The 21,516-nt window shown below is 64.7% G+C and carries 18 protein-coding genes; 9 read left to right on the top strand and 9 right to left on the bottom strand.

Annotation, left to right across the window (positions count from 1 at the left end; translation table 11 throughout):
- Window positions 1–9: 9 nt before the first annotated feature.
- From ACTTAG_RS09245 to ACTTAG_RS09230, 4 genes are all read left to right on the top strand, one after another.
- On the top strand, window positions 10–669 hold the full coding sequence (locus ACTTAG_RS09245; protein ID WP_444462050.1) for an alpha/beta hydrolase: 660 nt from the start codon (window positions 10–12) through the stop codon (window positions 667–669).
- Between the two features lies 1 nt (window position 670).
- Complete coding sequence (locus ACTTAG_RS09240) at window positions 671–898, top strand: hypothetical protein (RefSeq protein WP_444462049.1); 228 nt, start codon at window positions 671–673, stop codon at window positions 896–898.
- Window positions 895–1,491 carry an HD domain-containing protein gene (locus tag ACTTAG_RS09235; RefSeq protein WP_444462048.1) on the top strand — a complete coding sequence of 199 codons (597 nt, stop codon included), beginning with the start codon at window positions 895–897 and terminating at the stop codon, window positions 1,489–1,491. The genes ACTTAG_RS09240 and ACTTAG_RS09235 overlap by 4 nt, the downstream gene beginning before the upstream one ends.
- 93 nt (window positions 1,492–1,584) lie before the next feature.
- Window positions 1,585–2,799, top strand: a complete 1,215-nt coding sequence (locus ACTTAG_RS09230; RefSeq protein ID WP_444462047.1) for an NADP-dependent isocitrate dehydrogenase — start codon at window positions 1,585–1,587, stop codon at window positions 2,797–2,799.
- Between the two features lie 77 nt (window positions 2,800–2,876).
- On the opposite strand, the gene ACTTAG_RS09225 is transcribed toward ACTTAG_RS09230, so the two are convergent.
- The gene (locus tag ACTTAG_RS09225; protein ID WP_444462046.1) at window positions 2,877–3,113 is read right to left on the bottom strand and encodes a hypothetical protein; all 237 of its coding nucleotides are present in this window, start codon (window positions 3,111–3,113) and stop codon (window positions 2,877–2,879) included.
- Window positions 3,114–3,496: 383 nt separating this feature from the next.
- Between ACTTAG_RS09225 and ACTTAG_RS09220 the strand changes: the two genes are divergently transcribed.
- The 4 genes from ACTTAG_RS09220 to typA all read left to right on the top strand — a co-directional run bounded on the left by ACTTAG_RS09220 (window position 3,497) and on the right by typA (window position 6,980).
- Window positions 3,497–4,114 carry a YitT family protein gene (locus ACTTAG_RS09220; protein ID WP_444462045.1) on the top strand — a complete coding sequence of 206 codons (618 nt, stop codon included), beginning with the start codon at window positions 3,497–3,499 and terminating at the stop codon, window positions 4,112–4,114.
- 35 nt (window positions 4,115–4,149) lie between these two features.
- The gene (locus tag ACTTAG_RS09215; RefSeq protein WP_444462044.1) at window positions 4,150–4,761 is read left to right on the top strand and encodes a YitT family protein; all 612 of its coding nucleotides are present in this window, start codon (window positions 4,150–4,152) and stop codon (window positions 4,759–4,761) included.
- Window positions 4,761–5,093, top strand: a complete 333-nt coding sequence (locus ACTTAG_RS09210) for a DMT family transporter (RefSeq protein ID WP_444462043.1) — start codon at window positions 4,761–4,763, stop codon at window positions 5,091–5,093. Before ACTTAG_RS09215 ends, ACTTAG_RS09210 begins: the two co-directional genes overlap by 1 nt.
- 69 nt (window positions 5,094–5,162) lie before the next feature.
- Window positions 5,163–6,980 (top strand): translational GTPase TypA, encoded by a 1,818-nt coding sequence (gene typA, locus ACTTAG_RS09205; RefSeq protein ID WP_444462042.1) that lies wholly within the window; start codon window positions 5,163–5,165, stop codon window positions 6,978–6,980.
- A gap of 180 nt (window positions 6,981–7,160) precedes the next feature.
- On the opposite strand, the gene ACTTAG_RS09200 is transcribed toward typA, so the two are convergent.
- The 4 genes from ACTTAG_RS09200 to ACTTAG_RS09185 form a co-directional block, all read right to left on the bottom strand.
- On the bottom strand, window positions 7,161–8,237 hold the full coding sequence (locus ACTTAG_RS09200; protein ID WP_444465225.1) for an ABC transporter ATP-binding protein: 1,077 nt from the start codon (window positions 8,235–8,237) through the stop codon (window positions 7,161–7,163).
- 47 nt (window positions 8,238–8,284) lie between these two features.
- Entirely contained in the window at window positions 8,285–9,091 is an 807-nt protein-coding gene (locus ACTTAG_RS09195; RefSeq protein WP_444462041.1) for an ABC transporter permease, read from the bottom strand.
- Window positions 9,088–9,969 (bottom strand): ABC transporter permease, encoded by an 882-nt coding sequence (locus ACTTAG_RS09190; RefSeq protein ID WP_444462040.1) that lies wholly within the window; start codon window positions 9,967–9,969, stop codon window positions 9,088–9,090. The genes ACTTAG_RS09195 and ACTTAG_RS09190 overlap by 4 nt, the downstream gene beginning before the upstream one ends.
- 170 nt (window positions 9,970–10,139) lie before the next feature.
- A complete protein-coding gene (locus tag ACTTAG_RS09185; protein WP_444462039.1) occupies window positions 10,140–11,549 on the bottom strand; it encodes an aminotransferase-like domain-containing protein in 1,410 nt (469 codons plus the stop codon).
- 87 nt (window positions 11,550–11,636) lie between these two features.
- Here ACTTAG_RS09185 and ACTTAG_RS09180 point away from each other — a divergent pair, with 87 nt between their 5' ends.
- Entirely contained in the window at window positions 11,637–11,846 is a 210-nt protein-coding gene (locus tag ACTTAG_RS09180; RefSeq protein ID WP_444462038.1) for a DUF1127 domain-containing protein, read from the top strand.
- 78 nt (window positions 11,847–11,924) lie between these two features.
- On the opposite strand, the gene ACTTAG_RS09175 is transcribed toward ACTTAG_RS09180, so the two are convergent.
- The 4 genes from ACTTAG_RS09175 to ACTTAG_RS09160 form a co-directional block, all read right to left on the bottom strand.
- Window positions 11,925–13,586: a Hint domain-containing protein gene (locus tag ACTTAG_RS09175; RefSeq protein ID WP_444462037.1), complete on the bottom strand. Its 1,662-nt coding sequence runs from the start codon at window positions 13,584–13,586 to the stop codon at window positions 11,925–11,927.
- Between the two features lie 150 nt (window positions 13,587–13,736).
- A complete protein-coding gene (locus ACTTAG_RS09170) occupies window positions 13,737–14,495 on the bottom strand; it encodes a Hint domain-containing protein (protein WP_444462036.1) in 759 nt (252 codons plus the stop codon).
- A gap of 239 nt (window positions 14,496–14,734) precedes the next feature.
- Window positions 14,735–20,929 (bottom strand): Hint domain-containing protein, encoded by a 6,195-nt coding sequence (locus ACTTAG_RS09165; RefSeq protein ID WP_444465176.1) that lies wholly within the window; start codon window positions 20,927–20,929, stop codon window positions 14,735–14,737.
- A gap of 89 nt (window positions 20,930–21,018) precedes the next feature.
- On the bottom strand, window positions 21,019–21,450 hold the full coding sequence (locus ACTTAG_RS09160; protein WP_444465175.1) for a hypothetical protein: 432 nt from the start codon (window positions 21,448–21,450) through the stop codon (window positions 21,019–21,021).
- Window positions 21,451–21,516 lie beyond the last annotated feature (66 nt).

Raw genomic sequence — 21,516 nt, 5'->3', positions numbered from 1 at the left:
CGAGAGAACATGCCCGAAGTGATCTTCCCCGGCCCCGAGGGCCGTCTCGAAGGCCGTTACCATCCGCAGCCCGCCCCCGATGCGCCGATCGCGATCATCCTGCATCCCGATCCGCAATATGGCGGCACGATGAACAACCGCGTTGTCTATAATCTGCATTATGCGTTCCACAAGCTCGGGTTTACCGTGCTGCGCTTCAATTTCCGCGGGGTTGGGCGGAGCCAGGGCGAATATGATCAGGGCATCGGCGAGCTTTCCGACGCGGCCTCGGCGCTCGATTATCTGCAGGCGATGAACCCGAATTCAAAACATTGCTGGGTTGCGGGCTTTTCCTTTGGCGCCTGGATCGGCATGCAGCTGCTGATGCGGCGGCCGGAAATCACCGGCTTCGTTTCGGTGGCGCCGCCGGCCAATATCTACGATTTCTCGTTCCTCGCGCCCTGCCCGTCTTCCGGTCTGATCATCAATGGCAGCGCCGACCGCGTCGCCCCGCCGAAGGACACGGCGACGCTGGTGGGCAAGCTGCGCGAGCAAAAGGGCATCACCATCACCCATCAGGAAATCGAAGGCGCCGATCACTTCTTCAAGGATGACGAGGCCCATATGAAACCGATGATCGAGTCGGTGCAGACCTATGTCCGCCGTCGCCTGACCGAGGGCTCGCGGTAAGATGGCGCTGACCGAAGAGCTGGCCGAGGCGCTGGCCCGCGACGTGATCGCGGCGCAGCGCGATCGGGGCGACAAGGCCGACCGGCTGTTCATGGAGGTCGGCAATTACATCGGCACCTCCTCGCCCTCGATGCAGGAGGCCTTCATGACCGCCTGCCGCGCCTATATGGCCGCCGACCGCGGCCGCGACTTCTTCGAGACGCGGCTGAAGGCGCTGCGGGGGGAATGACGGAACGTCTCGATCAGCTTTTCGCCTTCCTGCTCGAGGCGGAAAAGCTGAAATCGGTGACCCGCGCGACGCCCATTCACGACGGCGCGCGGCGCGAAAACTCGGCCGAGCACAGCTGGACGCTGGCGCTTTATGCGCTGGTTCTGGCCGAGGAAGCGGCGCCCGGCGTCGATCCCTTGCGGGCGGTGAAGATGCTTCTGATCCACGATCTGGTCGAGATCGACGTGGGCGATGTGCCGATCCATTCCGCGGGCGGCACGGCCCATGGCTCGACCGAAATCCAAAGCGCCGAGGCCGCGGCCGCCAGGCGCATTTTCGGTCTTCTTCCCAAGGATTTGGGTGACGATCTTCATGCGCTTTGGGAAGAATTCGAAGCCGCCGAAACCCCCACGGCGATCTATGCGAAATCGCTCGACCGGGTGCAACCGGTGCTTTTGAACCAGCTCTCGGGCGGCGGCTCCTGGCTTGAATATGACGTCACCTGGGACCAGCTTCAGGCCCGCGTCGGCACCAAGGTCGCCCGCGGCCTGCCCGGCGTCTGGGATTGGGTGCAGGCGAAGATCCGCCCCTGGTTCAACGCCCGCGGGTTCTGATCCCGAAATCGGTATGCAATCGCATACAAGGCTAGCCAAACCCGCGAAAACCCGCTAAAAAGCGGCAACGAGTCACCAAGGCATGAGGGCCCAATGTCGAAGATCAAGGTAGCGAATCCCATCGTCGAGATGGACGGCGACGAGATGACCCGGATCATCTGGGATTTCATCAAGAAAAAGCTGATCCTGCCCTATCTCGACGTCGACCTGCTCTACTACGATCTGGGCATCGAGGAACGCGACCGCACCAACGACCAGATCACCATCGATTCCGCGCTGAAAACGAAAGAAGTCGGCGTGGCGGTGAAATGCGCCACGATCACCCCCGACGAGGCGCGCGTCGCCGAATTCAACCTCAAGCAGATGTGGAAATCGCCGAACGGCACGATCCGCAACATCCTCGGAGGCGTGATTTTCCGCGAACCGATCATCTGCAAGAACGTGCCGCGTCTGGTGCCGGGCTGGACCCAGCCGATCGTGATCGGCCGTCACGCCTTTGGCGATCAATACCGCGCCACCGATTTCCACTTCCCGGGCAAGGGCACGCTGACGATGAAATTCGTCGGCGAGGATGGAACGGTGATCGAAAAGACCGTCTTCGACGCCCCCGCCGCCGGGGTGGCGATGGGGATGTACAACCTCGATCAGTCGATCATCGACTTCGCCCGGTCCTCGATGAACTACGGGCTGCTCAAGGGCTGGCCGGTGTATCTGTCCACCAAGAACACCATCCTCAAGGCCTATGACGGCCGCTTCAAGGATCTGTTCCAGAAGGTCTACGAGGAAGAATTCGCCGATCAGTTCAAGGCGGCGGGCATCCATTACGAACACCGTCTGATCGACGACATGGTGGCTTCGGCGCTGAAATGGTCGGGCGGCTATGTCTGGGCCTGCAAGAACTACGATGGCGACGTGCAGTCCGACACCGTCGCGCAGGGCTTTGGCTCGCTGGGCCTGATGACCTCGGTGCTGATGACGCCCGATGGCAAGATCGTCGAGGCCGAGGCCGCGCATGGCACCGTCACCCGTCACTACCGCCAGCATCAGGCCGGCAAGGAGACCTCGACGAACTCGATCGCCTCGATCTTCGCCTGGACCGGCGGTCTGAAGCATCGCGCGAAGCTCGACGACAACGCGGCGCTGATGAATTTTGCGCAGACGCTGGAAAAGGTCTGCGTGCAGACGGTCGAGGACGGCTTCATGACCAAGGATCTCTCGCTGCTCGTCGGGCCCGATCAGAAGTGGCTGACCACCATGGGCTATCTGGAAAAGGTCGACGAATATCTGAACAAGGCGCTGGCGGGCTGAGCCCGGGCATCTTTTCGAAACTGCAAGGGCCGGGATTTCCCGGCCCTTTTTCAATGCCTTGCAATGCGCTTTGCATGTCAAAAGCCGAAATGCGTCCAATGCGGCATCGGCGGCACGGGCCCGCGCGGCGGCAGGCCGATATCGCGCCGCATATGATCGTCCATCTCGGCAAAGCGCGCGGCAAGGCCCCGGTTGCGCTGGTGGGTGACAAGCGCGGCCATCAGGCCCAACAGCACCCGGCGCGGGCCATGGGCCGCCAAGAGCGTTTCAAGATCGAGTTTCAGCGACAGCTCGAAGTCGTCGGTTCTGGTCATGTCCTTTCCGGTGCACGCGGCAACCGGCCTCTGGTTTGGGTGAAAAAGACCGGAACGGGCCAAGGGCCAGACGCAGGCTTGGGGGGATCCGGTCGAAGGTCAGACGTGGTGCAGGGCACCGGGGCGGATGGCTTACGCGAAAATGCGAGTGCGAGTGACTGCGGCTGCGGTTGCCGCAGCGCGAGTGAGCCCACCGGTTCGGAGGTTGGATGCATAAATCGTCATGATCCGCCCTCCCTGTCTGAATTGCCGGATGCGGGGAAGATGCCTGCGCCCCCGAGTCGCGCCAAGAAAAAAGCCACGCGCCGGGCGGAACAGGCGCGGCCCGTGTCCGCGCCGCCACAGCCCCTTGCCCGAGACCGCGGCGCATGAGAAAAGCCCGCATGACCGAAATCATCGCCGAAAACCCCGTCGAACACACGCTGCTGGATGATGTCCAGGGCATCGCCTATGGCACGACCATGGCCGCTTTCGGCATCGTGCTGCTGACCCATCTCGGCCTTGTCACCGGGCAGACCGCGGGGCTGGCCGTGCTGATCAGCTACGCCACCGGCTGGGGCTTCGGCCCGGTCTTCTTCGCGATCAACATCCCCTTTTACTGGTTCGGCTACCGGCGCATGGGGCTGGCCTTCGTGATCAAGACCTTCCTTTCGGTCGCGGCGCTCTCGGCGCTGGCGGCCTTCCTGCCCGGCTATGTCAGCTTCGCCAATGTCAACCCGATCGTCGGCGCGGTGATTTTCGGCTTTCTCTCGGGCTCTGCCCTGCTTGCGCTTTTCCGCCACGGCGCCAGCCTTGGCGGCGTCGGCATCATGGCGCTTTACCTGCAGGACCGCACCGGCTTTCGCGCCGGCTGGACGCAGTTGATCTTTGACGCCTGCGTCTTCGGCCTCGCCCTCACCTTGCGCGACTGGAAAACCGTCGCGATCTCGGCTTTGGGCGCGCTGGTGATCAATATCGTGATCGCGATGAACCACCGCCGCGACCGCTATATCGCGACCTGATTGACAGGGCAGCATTCCTGCCATAAATTCAGGTCATGAATGCTGACATACCAACTCGCCGCTACACGCTCTTCGAGGATGCCCAGGGGCTCATCCTCGCCTCGGCGCAAGCCGCGCTGGGCATTCACCTGTTGCGCGCGGCGGGGCTGGTGACGGGCGGCACCGCGGGCACGGCGCTGATCCTGTCCTACGCCACCGGGCTCAATTTCTCGGCGCTGTTCTTCGGGCTCAACATCCCCTTCTTCGCGCTGGCCTGGTGGGCGCGCGGGCCGGTCTTCTGCCTGAAATCGCTTGCCACCGTCAGCTTCGTCTCGATCCTGGCCGAGGCGCTCAAACCCGTCCTTGTCCTTGACACGATCCACCCCGCCGCCGCAGCGCTGCTCTTCGGCGTCTCGGCGGGCGTCGGCCTGCTGGGCCTGTTCCGTCATTCCGGCACCTTGGGCGGCGTCTCGATCGTCGCGCTGATCGTGCAGGACCGCTACGGCTGGCGCGCGGGCCATGTGCAACTGGCCCATGACCTGATCCTTTTCGCCCTCGCCAGCCTGATCCTGCCGCTCGACCGGATCGGCTGGTCGCTTCTGGGCGCCGTCGTTCTGAACTTCGTCATCGCCTTCAACCACCGCCGCGACTGGTATATCGTGTCGTGATGAAACCCTATCTCTACCTTCTCATCGCGGTGCTCTTCGAGACTTTCGGCTCCACCTGCCTGCAAGCCTCGCAGCAATTCACCCGGCTCTGGCCGACGCTGGGCGTGATCTTCGGCTTCGGCGTGGCCTTCTGGTTCTTCACGCTGGTGCTGAAAACCTTGCCGCTGGGCATCACCTATGCGCTCTGGTCGGGCGTCGGCATCGTGCTGATCACCGCCTCGGGCTGGCTGATCTTTCAGCAAAAACTCGACGCGCCCGCGCTTTTCGGCATCGGGCTCATCATCGCGGGCATCGCCGTCATCAACCTGTTTTCATCCGCAGGCCATCCCTGACGCGGTTCTTGCTGGCCAAACGGCTGCTTTTCCCGTAAGGGCAGCACAAATCTCGAACAGGCGGACTTCATGGACATTCGCAATATTGCGATCATCGCACACGTTGACCACGGCAAGACGACCCTCGTCGACAAGCTGCTGGGTCAATCCGGGGCATTCCGGGAAAATCAGGCCGTCGCGGAACGCGCGATGGACTCAAACGACATCGAACGCGAACGCGGCATCACCATTTTGGCCAAATGCACCTCGGTCGAATGGAAGGGCACGCGGATCAACATCGTCGACACCCCCGGCCACGCCGATTTCGGCGGCGAGGTGGAACGGATCCTGTCGATGGTCGATGGCGTCTGCCTGCTCGTCGATGCCGCCGAAGGCCCGATGCCGCAAACGAAATTCGTCACGTCCAAGGCGCTGGCGCTGGGCCTCAAGCCCATCGTCGTGCTGAACAAGGTTGACAAACCGGCGGCAGAGCCCGACCGCGCCCTGAACGAGGTCTTCGACCTGTTCGCCAACCTTGGCGCCACCGACGAGCAGCTCGATTTCCCGCATGTCTATGCCTCGGGGATCGGCGGCTGGGCGGATCGCGAGCTTGACGGGCCGCGGCAGGATCTCTCGGCGCTCTTCGACCTGATCCTGGAACATGTCGAACCCCCGAAACAGGAATTCCGCGCCGACGAGCCCTTCCAGATGCTCGCCACCACGCTTTCGGCCGACCCGTTCATCGGTCGCATCCTGACCGGCCGCGTCGAGGCCGGGCGGCTCAAGGTCGGTGACACGCTCAAGGCGCTTTCGCGCACCGGCGAGCGGATCGAGCAATTCCGCTGCACCAAGATCCTCGCCTTCCGCGGCCTGACGCAACAGCCGATCGACCTCGCCGAAGCGGGCGACATCGTCACCATCGCGGGCATGACCAAGGCGACCGTGGCCGACACGCTCTGCGCGCTCGAAATCGACACCGCGATCCCCTCGCAACCGATTGATCCGCCGACGATCTCGGTCACCTTCGGGATCAACGACAGCCCGCTTGCAGGCCGCGACGGCACCAAGGTGCAATCGCGCGTCATCCGCGAACGGCTGATGAAGGAGGCCGAAACGAACGTCGCGATCCGCGTCGAGGACACGCCCGGCGGCGATGCTTTCGTCGTCTCGGGGCGCGGCGAACTTCAGATGGGCGTCTTGATCGAGAACATGCGCCGCGAAGGCTTCGAGCTCTCGATTTCCCGCCCGCGCGTGATTTTCCGCGAAGAAAACGGCGAACGCATGGAGCCGATCGAAGAGGTCATCGTCGATGTCGATGACGATTATTCGGGCGCGGTGATCGAGAAACTGACCGGGCCGCGCAAGGGCGATCTGGTCGAGATGCGCCCGGCCGGTCACGGCAAGACCCGGATCGTCGCCCATGTGCCCTCGCGCGGGCTCATTGGCTATCAGGGCGAGTTCATGACCGACACCCGCGGCAACGGCGTGTTGAACCGCATCTTCCACGGCTGGGCGCCCTACAAGGGCCCGATCCAGGGCCGTCGTCAGGGCGTGCTGATCTCGATGGAGAACGGCGTCTCGGTCGCCTATGCGCTGTGGAACCTTGAAGAACGCGGCAAGCTCTTCATCGGCGCGCAGGAACAGATCTACGAGGGCATGATCATCGGCGAGCATTCGCGCGACAATGACCTTGAAGTGAACCCGCTCAAGGGCAAGAAGCTGACCAACGTCCGCGCCTCGGGCACGGATGAGGCCGTGCGCCTGACGCCGCCGGTGCGGATGAGCCTGGAAGAAGCCATCGCCTATATCGACGACGATGAACTGGTCGAGGTGACGCCGAAAATCGTGCGGCTGCGCAAGCGGCTTCTGGACCCGCATGAACGCAAACGCGCCTCGCGCTCGGAATAAGACGGAAAAAGGGGGGCTTCGCGCCCCCCTCTTTGCTGCGCAAATTCACCCCCAGCGGGATATTTGGACCAAGGTGAAACACGGGCCTTCCCGGCTTTGCTTTCACCTTGGTGCAAATATCCCGGGGGGTGAATTTCATTCGGCACGAATGAAAGAGGGGGGCAGAGCCCCCCTTTTCCGTCAGCGAAACAGCACCAACGCGCCGGGCGACCAGGCGACGCGCGTGCGCGTGCCCACATCCAGCACCGGGCGACCGAAGACGTTGCGCATCGAGATCCGCACCGGCGTTTCCACCCCGTCGAGCTTCACGTCGTAATAGGTCATGTCGCCGTAATAGACGACCTCGTCAATCACGCCGGGGGATTCGCGATCCTGCGGCATCTGCCCCTCGTAGAGGATCGTCAGCGTCTCGGGGCGGAAGCCCACCGCCGCCGCGCCGCCCGTGGGCTTGGCCGAGGCCTGTTCGTCGGTCACATCGACCGCGCCCAGTCCGGCCACCTCCAGCTGGACATGGCCGCCGCCCTCGCCCAGCACCTGCGCGGGCAGGAAGTTCATCACGCCGATGAAATCCGCCACCCGGCGCGAGGCCGGGCGGCGATAAAGCGTTTCCGGATCGGCCAGCTGCGCGATCTCGCCCTCGAACATCACCGCGATCCGGTCCGACATCACCAGCGCCTCTTCCTGATCATGCGTCACCAGAACGAAGGTGATCCCCACCTCGCGCTGCAGCTTGATCAGCTCGACCTGCATCTGTTCGCGGATCTTCTTGTCCAGCGCCGAAAGCGGCTCATCGAGCAGCAGCACCTTGGGCTTGAGGATCAGTGCCCGCGCCAGCGCCACCCGCTGCCGCTGCCCGCCCGAAAGCGCATGCGCCGCCCGCGCGCCATAGCCCTTGAGGCCGACCATCTCCAGCGCCTCTTCCACCGCCTTCGCCTTCTCGGACTCGGAGCGCGGATCGCGGCGCAGCCCGAAGCCCACGTTCTGCGCCACGCTCAGATGCGGGAAGATCGCATAGCTTTGAAACACCATGTTCGTCGGGCGCTTGTTCGGCGGCACGTCTTCCATGTGCTTGCCGTCGATCAAGACCGCCCCCGAGGAAATATCCTCGAACCCGGCGATGGTGCGCAGCAAAGTCGTCTTGCCGCAGCCCGAGGGGCCCAGAAGCGAAAAGAACTCGCCCTCGCGGATCGTCGCGGTGATACCGCGCAACGCGTGGTAATCGCCGTAATATTTGTGCACCCGATCGAATTCGATCATCTTCTTGCGCTGTTCAAGCGGCACTTTCGCGGTGATGACGTTCTGGCTCACAGGAACCCCCCAGTGTCTTTGGCGCCGGTCTTCGCGATGCCGCGGCGGCGGAAATATTCGGCCAAGGTCAGCAGCGCCACCGAGCAGACCACCAGCACGGTGCCAAGCGCCATGATCATCGGGATCTGTTTCGGAAAGCGCAGCTGCGAATAGATATAGGTGGGCAGCGTCGTCTGCTCGCCCGCCAGGAAGAAGGCGATGATGAATTCATCGAGCGAAATGGTGAAGGCCATCAACGCCGCGGAAATGATGCCGGGTGTCACCAGCGGCAGGATGATCAGCCGGAAGGTGGACCATTTCGTTTCGCCCAGATCATAGGCGGCTTCTTCCAGCGAACGATCCAGCGAGGAAAAGGCCGCGTTCAGAACCGCAATCGCATAGGGCGTGGCAATCAGCACATGGCCGAGGATCACGGTGAAGATCGACAGCGGCACCCCGATGGCCAGCAGCACCACCAGAAGCGACACCGCCACGATGATCTCGGGCAGCACCAGCGGCAGCATGATCAGCCCCATCGCCCCCGCCTTGCCGCGGTAATTGTAGCGCGTGGCCGAGCGCGCGGCAAAGATGCCAAGCGTCGTCGCCAGGATCGAGGTCGAGACCGCGATGATCAGCGAATTCGTCAGCGCCGCGGCGAGCGTCTGATTTTCAAAGAGCTGGGCGAACCATTTCAGCGTGAAGCCCTTGAGCGGAAAGGCAATCACCGTGCCGTCATTGAAGGCGAAGACCGGCAGAAGCGCGATCGGCGCATACAGGAAGGCCAGATAAAGAAAGGCATAGCCCCTCAGACCGGAGAACTTCATTTGCCCCCCCTCAGGAAGCGGCGGTTGAGGAAGAGGAAGATCAGCGACACCGCCGCGACGACCAGCATGGCCGAAACCGCCACCGCCGCGCCAAGGGGTTTGTTGTCGATCTTCAGCATGTCCTTTTGGATCATGTTCGCCACCATCGGCAGCTTGCCGCCGCCAATGAGTTCGGGCGTGACGTAATCGCCGATGGTCGGGATGAAAACGATCATCACCGCCCCGATCACCCCCGGCATGGCCAGCGGCAGCGTCACCCGCCAGAATGTCATCAGCCGACTTTCGCCCAGATCCTGCCCGGCTTCCAGAAGCGAGCGGTCGATCTTTTCCAGGCTGACGAAGATGGGCAGGATCGCGAAAGGCGCATAGGCATGGGCCAGCGTGATCGCGATGGCTCCGACCGAATTGAGCATCTGCAACGGGCTGTCGATGATGCCCAGCCCCATCAGCGTCGAGTTCACCACGCCGTTGAAGTTCAGGATCACCTTCCACTGAAACACCCGGATCAGATAGGAGGTCCAGAACGGAATGGTGATCAGGAAAAGCCAGCGCGACTTGTTCGAGGCGGGCACGACAAAGGAAATGAAATAGGCGATCGGAAAGGCCAGAACCACCGTCACCAGCGTCACCAGCGCCGAAACCAGCACCGAGCGCAGCAGGATGGTGCGGAAGATCGGGTCCGACCAAGCCTCGATATAGTTGTGGGTGGTGAATTCGTGGATCACCACCAGATAGCCGTCCTTGAAGAAGGAATAGGCGACAATCGTCACCAAAGGCGCGGCCAGCAGCAGCATGGCATAGAGCAGCGTCGGACTGGCCATCAGCCAGCCGTTGGCCGCCTCCGAGCGCGCCCATCGCCGGGTTGGAGATGCCGACATATTCTATTCTCCCTCAGCGCGTCTCAGGCGCGTTTGGGACAAATTTGCACAAGGTTTCGGCAGAGGAAAGGGGGACGATGCGCCCCCCTGCCCCCGCATCCCTGAAATTTTCCGCGACTGCCCGCCAAAACGGCAGAAATACTGCCGCTGTGCAATCGGAACGTGCAGCCTCAGACGGGCAGATCGCGGGGCGGATTCTCCAACAACACCCGCAGCTTCGCGATGGCGCGCATCAGCCGGTCCTCGGGCACGCCGCCCGCCAGCGCGAAACGCACGGCATTCGGCGCATGGCCATCGGCCAGCACATATTCATCGGCCGAGCGCACCAGAACCCCCTCGGCCTCGGCGATGCGGGCGAAGGTCGAGGCCCGCCAGCCGGTGGGCAGCCGCAGCCAGACGAAGCTCAGCCCCGGCTGCCAGGCGATGTCGTGATCCTCCATCGCCTGCACCACCATCTGCAGACGGCGGCTCATCACCTCTTGCGCGGCATGGCGCAGCCGCATCGCCTCGCCACTGGTGAAAAGCCGGGTGATGATGTCGGTCACCGGCCGCGGCAGGCCGAAGAAGCTGTGCTGCGCCGTCAGCCGCCCGGCCTCGCCCATGCCCTCGGGGGCAATGACGATGCCAAAGCGCATCCCCGCCGAGATCGTCTTTGAAAGCGAGGTCACATGCCAGGTCCGTTCCGGCGCAATCACCCGGATCGCCTCCAGCCCCGACACCGGGGCGGTGTAGCAATCGTCCTCGATGATCTGCAGATCATGCTTGCGCGCAACTTCCGCAATCGCCTGACGGCGCTTGTTCGACATCCGCGCCGTGGTCGGGTTCTGCGCATCGGGCGTCACGCAGACCACCTGCCCGCCGTAGCGCCGACAGGCGGCATCGAGCGCCTCGGGGATCATCCCCTCCTCATCGAGTTTCACCGGCACCACCTCGGCCCGGCTCAGCCGCGCGGCATGGCGAAAGCCCGGATAGGCCAGCTCCTCGCACAGCACCACGGGCCGGTCGCCGCGCAGACAGCATTGCAGCACAATACTGATCCCGTTCTGCCCGCCATGGGTCAGCACCAGATCATCGGCGCCGATCTGCCCATGCAGCGAGCAATGGGAAAACCAGTCCAGCGCCGCCTCGCGGCAATAGCGGTCGCGGCGCAGGCCGGGATATTCCAGATAATGCTCGCCCAGTTCGGTCGCGGCATCGGCCATCGCCTGCGCCAGCACCACCGATTGTCCGACATCGGGCAGCTGCGGCGAGCGCAGGTCGATCACCCCATCCGCCGCAGGGTCAGAGAGCGGCTGTTGATACAGCGATTCCGTCGGGCCAAGCCGGCGTGATTGTGTGGATACAAACGTGCCGCGCCCCACCGCGGCTTCCAGAAGCCCCTCCTGCGTGGCAATCTGATAGGCGCGGGCCACGGTTCCGGGGGTAACCCCCAGTTTCCACGCCAGATCGCGCACCGTCGGCAGCCGCGATCCGGGCGAAAGATCGCCCCGCCGCACGCCCTCGCGCAGCGCCCGCACCAGCGCCAGATATTTCGGACCGGATTGCACCGGCAGGTCGGGTTTCCAACTTGTATCAGTCACAATGTTTCCCTCGCGCCGCTTGTGCGGGAATTGTAATCTCTTCCTACCAGCAAATATAGAATTGTATCAATACAGAAAAGGTGCCCCATGACCAGCCTGTCCCACCCCGTCTCGTCGCTGTCGCGTCGTTCCGCGCAGTCGCCGCTTGCGGTCGTGCTGGGCGCGGTCGCCCGTTGGCGCGATGACCGCCGCGCCCGACTGGCGCTGGCCCGCCTCGACGATCACCTTTTGCGCGATATCGGCCTTGCTCCGACCGGCACGCACAAATCGCTGCCGTCGCAATATTCGGCCTTCTGATCCCGAGCGCCGCAGTCCCCTGTCGGCCTCTTCCTGTGGCCGGGTGCATCGCATCCGGCCTTTTTTCGTTTCGCGCGATCAGGCCGCGGCGGGCTGCAACAGCACCCGCACCTCATGCGCCTTGAGCGCGCGCCGCGCCGCAGTCCAGCGCCCGCCCTGCGCGCCGGTGGCCAGATCGGGGAAAATCTCGAACAATTCCGCCCGCTGCGGCGCATCAAGATTGGAGAGCGTCTGATCCCCGGGCTGGAAGCTTTCGGTCCAGGCGCCATTCGCGCGGATGATCTCATGCGCGTCGAACATCAGATGCAGATAGGTGACCTCGCGCCGCGTCACCCGCGCGATGCCGGGCTGGCCGACCATGTGCAGCGCGGCCGCCAGAACCTCGGCCTCGCCGAACAGCAATTCCGCCCGCGCGCCCGAGATCAGCATCCGGTGCTGCGGGCTCACCAGCATGTCGGTTTCGGGCAGGCCCTCGCCCAGGGCGCCCGCACCGATCCGCACCGGCTGCAGATGCGGCGCCGCCGCCAGATCCGTCGCCGAAAGCCGCCGCCGCCCGATCCAGCGGATCGGCTGATAGCCGCTGTCGCGCGTCAGCACCCGGTCGCCCAGCCGCAGCCGTTCCACCGCCACCCGGCCGCGCTTGGTCTCGATCAGCGTTCCGGGGGTGAAACAGGGCACGTTGCGGACGAATTCGACATTTTCGATATTCTCGAATGTCGTCGTCGCGCCGTTCAGCCAGACGATCGTGCCGGATTCGCCGGTGATGACGGTGCGCGACCAGTCGATTGCGTGGCGAAACACATAAAGCGTGTCGACATCGCTGCCATCGGCATCTTCCGAGCCGATGATCGTGGTGTGACCGCCCGAGACCACCGAAATCGTGTCCGACCCGGCCCCGCCGTAGATCGTGTCATTGCCAAGCCCGGTGTTGATCGAATCGTTGCCGTCGCCGCCCAGCACCACATCGTTGCCGTCGCCACCGCTCAGCGTGTCATTGCCGCTGCCGCCCTCCAGGCTGTCATCGCCCGCATCGCCCGAAACGACGTCGTTGCCCGCCCCGCCCAGCACCGTGTCGTTGTCATCGCCCCCAAACAGGCTGTCATCGCCGCCAAGCCCGCTCAGCAGGTCATTGCCGCCATTGCCGTAAAAGACGTTGGTGTAGATGTCGTCGCCGCTTGTGGCCTGACCGTCGAAGCCGATCAGCGTATCGGCAAAGGCCGAGCCGAAGATACCGTCGATGCCGTTGAGCGCATCGGTGCCCGCCCCGGTCGCCGTGCCGGTGCCCAGATTGACCGAAACCCCGGTGGACGCATCGGCGTAATCGGCATAATCCATGCCGGACCCGCCCGAGAGCGTGTCATTGCCCGCCCCGCCGTGCAAGGTGTCATTGCCCGCGCCCCCTAAGACACTGTCGGCGCCGTCACCCCCATCCAGAGAGTCGTCGCCAGCATCGCCCGACAAGGTGTCGTTGTCGGCCCCCCCAGAGAGGCTGTCGTTGCCATCGCCCCCCAGGAGGCTGTCCTTGCCAGCCTCGCCCGACAGCGAATCGTTTCCGGCCTCGCCCAGCAACGTGTCGTTCCCGGCGCCGCCGTTGATCGTGTCATGACCGGTCCCGCCCAGAACGGAATCGCTGCCGTCACCAGCTGCGATCAGGTCGTCGCCGCCCCGGCCATGGATCGTATCCGACCACCAGGTGCCGTTAAGAGTGTCGTTTCCGTCGGTGCCGTAGATCGTCGCCATCGTCATTCCTGCCCGCCCCGGAGCTGGGGCTTGGTAAAGAATTCTTCATCAAGATGGCGAATTGGGGCCGAAAGCTCGGCAAAAGCCGCGCGCTATGATGGCAGCACGATGGCAGGGGCCCGGGGGCCAAGGGCCGGGAGGCAAAGCCGATCAGGCCGCGGCGCCGACTTCCGCAAAGGGCCGGACGGCGGCGAAGCTGCCGACACCTTCTGCCCCGAGACCGGGCACAGCCAGCGCCAGCGCGGCGCGGCTGGCGCTTTCCAGCGCCGCAAGACTGGCCGCGGTGGGCCGGAAGCTTTCCGACCAGCTGCCATCGGCCAGCAGCAATTCGTGACGGGCAAACAACAATTGCCAGTAATCGACCGTGGCCGCCTCCTCGGTGCAGATGCCGTCAAGCCCGACCAGATCGCGCGCCATCGTCAGCCGTTCGCCGGTTTCGCCCTCGCCCGGCAGACGGGTCAGGAAGCGGTGGTTCGGCGACACCACCATGTCGCGTTCGGGCAGCCCCTGCCCCAGCGCCCCGGCGGCGATCCGCACCGGACGCAGCAGCGGGTTGAGCCCCAGCGCCTGCCAGCCGAAGCGGCGGCACCCGATCCAGAGCAAGTCCTGCAGGCCGTTGTCGCGGGTGATCACCCTTGTGCCCGGGGTCAGCGCCGAAACCGGCACCAGCCCCTCGGCGGTGGCAATCCGGCTTCCGGCAGTGAAACAGGGCACCGACCCCAGCACCTGGCGCAGATCCAGCGCGAAAAGCCGCGATCCCGCGTCATCGCGCCCCTCGATCCGGCCGGCGGCGCCTTCGTAACCGTCGAACTGGAAGCGCATCTCGACCATGGCGGCATCGAACCCCGCCCCGATCGCCGCGCTGTCGGTGAGGTTCGTCCCATCCATGTAAGTGCCCGTCGCCGTCATCTTGCACGTCCTGACCCGGAAACACCTGGCTGACACAACGCCCCCAGTCCTCACGATACTGCAAAAGAGGCCTTTCCAAAAGTTTAACGATCAAGAATTTGTCACAATGCGCAGGAACTTTCCGTTTCCTGCCCCGAAACCGACGCAATCTGGCCCGGTCCTGCCATGATCGCAACGACAACGCCCGGGGTTTCCCCCGGGCGCTGCAATCTTGCCCCCTGCGGTCTTGCCGCCGGTCCTCAGCGGTGCTTGAGCAGCCCCGCCTCGTGCTTTTTCAAGATCTTGCGGGCTGCGCCATAGCCCTCAAGGCCCGCGCGCGTGCGCAGTTCCGGGAACAGTTCCAGGATCTCGGCGCGTTGCGCATTGCACAGACCTTGCAGCGACTGATCCCCCGGCTGGAAGCTTTCGGTCCAGGCGCCGTTGCCCAGAACCACCTCGTGCCGGTCGAACATGAAGTGGATGTAGCTGGTGCCCAGCGTCTCCACCGCCTGCACGCCGCGGTTGTCGATCAGATGCTTGGCCGCGACCAGAACCTCGTGCTCCTCGAAGTAAAGCGCGGTGCGTTCGTTCGCCACCAGCATCCGGTGGTTGGGCGAGACCAGCATGTCGCGTTCCGGCAGGCCGTTGCCCAGGCTTCCGGCCCGGATCAGCACCGGCTTCAGATGCGGCGAGGCCAGCAGCTGCGCCCGGGTAAGATCGGTGCGGCCGATCCAGCGGATTTCCTGAATGCCGTTGTCGCGGGTCAGGATCTTGTCGCCTTCGCGCAGCTCTTCGACCAGCCGCTCGCCTTTCGGCGTCGCGATCAGCGTGCCGGGGGTGAAGCAGGGCGGGATCACATTCTCGATGTTGCGGAAGGTCAGCGAGCCGGTGACATTGCCGTTGTCGTCCAGGAAGGTGACGGTGCCGTTTTCCGGGTTCGTCGGATCGTAGTTGATCCGCAGCGGCCCGGCCGTGGTCAGATCGAGCGTGTCATAATCGTCGCCACCCTCGTTGCCGTCGATGACGTCATGGTTGCCCGCATCGCGGTTGACCACCACGAAAAGATCGCGGTCATCGCCCCCCGAGAGCGTGTCGACCCCCTCGCCGCCGATCAGCGTATCATTGCCCGCCCCGCCGTCGAGCAGATCCTGGCCCTGACCGCCGGTCAGGCTGTCGTTGCCAGCCTCGCCGTAAAGCCGGTCGTCGCCATCATCGCCGGAGATCGTGTCATCGCCCGCGCCGCCGCGGATCGTGTCCTGACCGGTCCCGCCCGAGGCCAGATCGTTGCCGTCGCCCCCAAGGATCGAGTCGTCGCCCTCGCCGCCGATCAGCGTGTCGTTGCCGGTGCCGCCGTCGAGCGTGTCCGAGGCAGAGCCACCGTCCAGGCTGTCATTGCCCGCCCCGCCCCGCAGCGTGTCGTTGCCCTCGCCGCCCAGCAGCGTGTCGTTGCCGGTGCCACCGTCCAGGCTGTCGGAGGAATTGCCGCCATCCAGGCTGTCATCGCCCGCGCCGCCCAGAAGCGTGTCGTTGCCTTCGCCGCCGGTGATCGTGTCCTCGTCGATGCCGCCGTCGATCCAGTCATTGCCGTTGTCGCCGCTGAGCAGGTCGTCGTCGTCGCCGCCATAGATGACATCGTTGCCCTCGCCGCCGCGCACCGTGTCGCGGCCGTTTTGCGGCACCGGATCGCGGTCGTCGGTGACTTCGGTCGGGCTTGTGGTGCCCGGGCCGTTGTCGGCGTAGATCGTGTCATTGCCGTCACCGCCCGAGATGCTGTCCGAGCCCTCGCCGCCGATCACCAGATCGTCGCCGATCCCGGCCGCGACGGTGTCGGCATCGTCGCCCGCGTCGATCACGTCATGGCCCTGCCCCGCGTCGATGCTGTCGGCATCGTCGCCGGTGCGGATCGTGTCATTGCCGGTCCCGGCAATCACCGTGTCGCGGTCGTCGTTCGGATCGCTGTCGGCGCCGTAAAGCCCCGGATAGGCGATGTCGGGGCGGCCGGTGCCCGAAGTGTCGATCAGGTCGTTGCCGTCGCCGCCGTCAACCAGATCGCGGCCCTCGCCGCCGGTCAGCGTGTCATCGCCCAGCTCGCCATAGATCGTGTCATTGCCGGTGCCGCCGCTGACGACGTCATTGCCGTCGCCGCCGTCGATGCTGTCGTTGCCCGCGCCGCCGTCGATCGTGTCAAGCCCGCCGCGGCCGTCAAGGATATCATCGCCCGCGCCGCCAAGGATGCTGTCATCATCCAGCCCGCCGACGACGCTGTCATTGCCCGCGCCGCCCTCCAGCGTGTCATCGCCCGCTTCGCCCAGGATGGTGTCGTTGCCGTCCCCGCCCAGCACCGAGTCATCGCCCGAGCCCGCCTCGATCGAATCGTCGCCGTTGCCCGCATCCACGGTGTCGTCGCCCAGACCCGAGCGGATCGTGTCATTGCCCGCCCCGGCCACGACGCGGTCGTCCTGCGGGCCGTCGCCCGGGATGATCGCGTCATTATGGTCGATCATGTCGCCTTCGGGATCGCCGGTGTAATCATAGTCGATCAGGTCGGCGCCGTCGGTGCCCGAAACGATGCCGTCGCGGTCGACGATGATGTTCTCGATATTGCTGAAGGTCAGCGTGCCGACGACATTGCCGTCGTCATCCAGGAACTGCACCGTGCCGTTTTCGGCATTGGTCGGGTCATAGATGATGTTGGTGCGGCCCGCCCCGGTCAGGTCGAGCGTGTCATAGTCGTCGCCGCCCTCGTTGCCGTCGATCACGTCGCCCGCGCCCGCCGCGACCGTGGCCACGCGGAAAGTGTCGCGGTCGTCGCCGCCCGACATCTGGTCGGCCCCGTCGCCGCCGATGATGCTGTCATTGCCGGTGCCGCCAAGGATCGTGTCCTCGTCGATGCCGCCGTCGATCGTGTCATTGCCCGCATCGCCGTAAAGCAGGTCGTCGTCATCCTCGCCATAGATGACATCATTGCCGTCGCCGCCATGGATCGTGTCCATGCCGTTGTTCTGCACCAGATCGGTGGCGTCGGGGATGTTGATGATGTCGGGCACGGTCGGGCCAAGGCCGCCGTAGATGATGTCATTGCCCGCCCCGCCATCGACCACATCCGAGCCGCAGCCCGAGGTGATGGTGTCGTCGCCCTCGCCGCCCAGAACGGTGTCGGCGTCGAAGCCGGCGTCGATCACGTCATGGCCCGCGCCGCCCTCGATGCTGTCGGCGTCGTCGCCGGTCAGGATCGTGTCATTGCCCGCCCCGCCCAGCACGGTGTCGCGGTCGTCGTTCGGGTCGGGATCGCGCGACAGATAGCCCGGATAGCCCAGATCCGACAGCGCCTGATCGTTGCGGGTGTTGATGTAATCATTGCCGTCGCCGCCCTCGGCCCGGTCCGAGCCGCGGCCGGTGGTGATGCTGTCATCGCCCGCGCCGCCAAGCGCGGTGTCATTGCCCGCCACGCCTTCCAAAGTGTCATTGCCAAGGCCGCCGATCAGCAGATCGTCGCCCGCACCGCCGATCACCAGATCGTTGTCGTCGCCGCCATCGACGGTGTCATTGCCCTCGCCGCCGCGCAGGGTGTCGCTGCCGCCCTCGCCCAGCAGGCTGTCGTCGCCGTCGCCGCCCTCGACCGAGTCATTGCCGGTACCCGCGGTCACGGTGTCGTCGCCCAAGCCCGCCAGAACGGTGTCGTTGCCGCCGCCCGCGCGGATGCGGTCATCGTTCGGCCCGTCGCCCGGCAGGATCGCATCATTGCCGTCGACCATGTCGCCCTGCGGATCGCCGGTGTAGCCGGTGTCGATCAGATCGCCGCCCGCCGTGCCGTCCACATAGCCATCGCGCGGATCGGCGCCGACCGTGACGGTGACGATCGCGGTATCGGTGCCGCCCTGCCCGTCCGAGACGGTGTAGGTGATGGTGGCATCGCCGGTGAAGCCGGTGGCCGGGGTGAAGGTGATCGTGCCGTCCGGGTTCACCGTGACGGTGCCGTTCGGGCTGGAAGCGCCGGTCACCGTCAGCGTGTCGCCGTCGATATCGGTGTCATTGGCCAGAACCGGCACGGTCACGGCGGTCTGGAAATTCGTCGCGGCGGTATCGTTCACCGCATCGGGGGCGTCGTTCATCGGCGTCACGGTGACCGCCACCGTCGCCGTATCGGTCAGCCCGCCCGGATCGCGCACCGTATAGGTGATGGTGTCGGGGCCGTTGTAATTCGGGTTCGGCACATAGGTCAGCGTGCCGTTCGCATTCACCGTCACCGTGCCATGCAGCGCGCTGGCGCCGGTCACCGTCAGCGTGTCGCCATCGGGGTCGGTGTCATTGGCCAGAACGGTGATCGTCTGGGTGCCGTCCTCGGCCACGGTGGCACTGTCGTTCACCGCATCGGGGCGGTGGTTGACGTCATCGCCGACGATATTCTCGATCTCGGTGAAATCGAGCGCGCCGGTCACATTGCCATCGGCATCCAGAAACTCGACGGTGCCGTTATAGCCGTTGCCATTGCTGTCAACGGTCCGGTTCACCACGCGCCAGTCGCCCTGGCCGGTGATGTCGAGCGTGTCGTAATCGTCGCCGCCCGCGCCGCCGTCGATCGTGTCGCCCGCGCCGCCATGGATCACGTCGCGGTCATCGCCCGCCGAGATCCGGTCATTGCCGTCGCCGCCGGTGATCGTGTCATTGCCGCCCTGACCAAGGATCGTGTCGTCGCCCTCGCCGCCCGAAAGCCGGTCATCGCCCGCCTCATCCGCCTCGACCGCCGGAACGGTGGTGCAGGTCAGATCGGTCACGGTGATCGCCTGATCGGTGGGGCCGCCGTTGTTGTAGTCGATCTCGATCCGCGCCACGACGCCGTCGATATGCACCAGAACCGAGCCGGTCGCCGAAGCCGGGGACAGCCCGCCATTGTCGACGTCATGGCCGGTGATCGTGCCGTTCGAAACCGTCTGCCCGCCTTCCAGCGTATAGGTGACGTTCAGCAGATTGCCGTTCGCGTCATAGGCGCGGACGGTGACGATATCCTGATGGTAATCGGCGCTGGTGCCAACGTCGATGTCGTTGATGCGGAAGGTGACATCGGTCACCGCCGAGGCGTAATCGGCATTGGTCGAGGTGAAGTTCAGCGTCGTGGTCGAGGTGTTGCCCAGCCCGCCATCGCCATAAAGCTGCAGCCCGCCCGAGCCGTTCAGCCCGTCGCCCGCCTCGACATATTGCGCCGCATTGGTCGAGGTGGCGGTGCCGCCGCAGGTCTGGTCGGTGAAGCCGAAGGTCACCCGCACGCCGCCCATGTCGTAAGACGAGCCGTTGACGATATTGCCGCAATTCTGGCCGAAGCGCTGCCAGTCCATCGTCAGATCGCGCGCGGGGGCGCCGGCGTCCAGATCGCCGTCGCCCTCGATATAGTCGTTGCCCGCGCCGCCCTCGATGCTGTCGTCATCGGCGCCGCCATAAAGGCTGTCATCCGAGCCCTGGCCCAGGATCGTGTCGTTTCCGTCCATGCCGTGGAAGACGTTCGTGTAGGTGTCCGAGGCCGAGGTGCCCTGATGGTCGAAGCCGACAAGGCTGTCGTTGAAATCGGTGCCGATGACGCCGTCGATGCCGCCGCCGATCACGTCGCCCGTCGCATCGCCGCCCGAGAGCGCCCCGGTGCCCAGATTGACATTCACCGCCGCGCCCGAATTCGAATAGTCGATGATGTCGAGCCCGGTGCCGCCATGGAACGTGTCATTGCCCGCGCCGCCGACAAAGGTGTCGTCGCCCGCGCCGCCATAAAGCAGGTCATTGTCGGCGCCGCCGTCGATCAGGTCGTTGCCATCCTCGCCATGGACGGTATCTGCCGCCGCGCCCGAGCGGATCGTGTCATTGCCCGCGCCCGCAACCACGCTGTCGGCATTGCCGCCGCGATAGTCGTTGGCGTCGATCCTGTCGCCTTCGGGATCGCCGGTGTAGCTCGTGTCGATCAGATCGGCGCCCGCCGTGCCCTCGACGACGCCATCAAGCGTCGGATAGGTCGCCAGCGACGAATAGGCGACCGAGGGGCAATTGTCGATGCAGGACACGACCGTATAGGTCACGCCCGGCTGCAGCGGCGCCGAAGACACGATGCCGACCATGTCATTGTCGGACATTTCAAAGGCATAGACGGTGATGTAACCCGAAGGATCGGTGCAACCGGCGGGGCAGACGGTATAGGCGTATTCGGGGGTGATGCGGCCGGAGGAGGAGCCATAGCTCGACCCTTCGAGGGTCTCGCTCGAATTCAGCGTCTGATCGCCGTCGCCGTCGTTGAAATAGCTGTCATTGTCGCGCACGGTGATCTGGTTGACCGTCGATCCGGTGGCGATGGTGAAGGTCGCGCCCTTGGCGGTGCTCAGCCCGGTGGCGCTGTCCGCGAAAAGACCCGCTTTCGAAGAGGTGATGTTCGACAAATCCCACGCGAAAATCGTGCGGTCACTGAAAGTATAGGTCATGGCAGCCTCTCCTTGCCCCGACTGACGAAGACAATGCTTCGCGCGCCTTTGAACTGTCTGGGCCTGCCCCGCGCAGCGCCCGTCACTGGTTACGGCGGGTTTGCCCACCACATCTGCGACGCGACACCTTTGGACAGTCGGGCGGGATCAGGGTGCACGAAGCATCCCGCCAAAACGGCGGTTTTTGTCTTACCTGCTTCGCGGTCGTCGCGGGATCGCAGATCACCCCGTCTACGGCAGCACCACATCAATCTTCCCGAGCATCCGAAGATCTCGATCGTCACCGGCCGCCCCCACGGCCAGCGCCCAAAGCCGGGCCCTTCAGTGATACCAAGAGGATGAGCTTCGGGGAACGGGGAATCTGCCGCAATCTTGCCTGGATTTCTGCGCGAACATGCCTTGCCTGTCCGATGGCTGCCGCGATGTTGCACCATTTCCGCCGCGATTGTTTCGCCGATGCCGTGTCCCTGACCGCCGCGCAGCGCAGGAAATGCTGAAAATTTGTCTTGTTTACCGGTCATTAACCCTCTCCCGATGGGGTATGTCGGGGCGACGGTGCGGGCTGTCGCGCCGCGCTGTTTCCGATC

The sequence above is a fragment of the Rhodobacter capsulatus genome (genome assembly GCF_052363185.1).
GTDB classification, from domain to species: Bacteria; Pseudomonadota; Alphaproteobacteria; order Rhodobacterales; family Rhodobacteraceae; genus Rhodobacter; species Rhodobacter capsulatus_E.
Note: the sequence above shows the minus strand (reverse complement) of the source record. Positions and strands in the feature narration are given on the sequence as shown.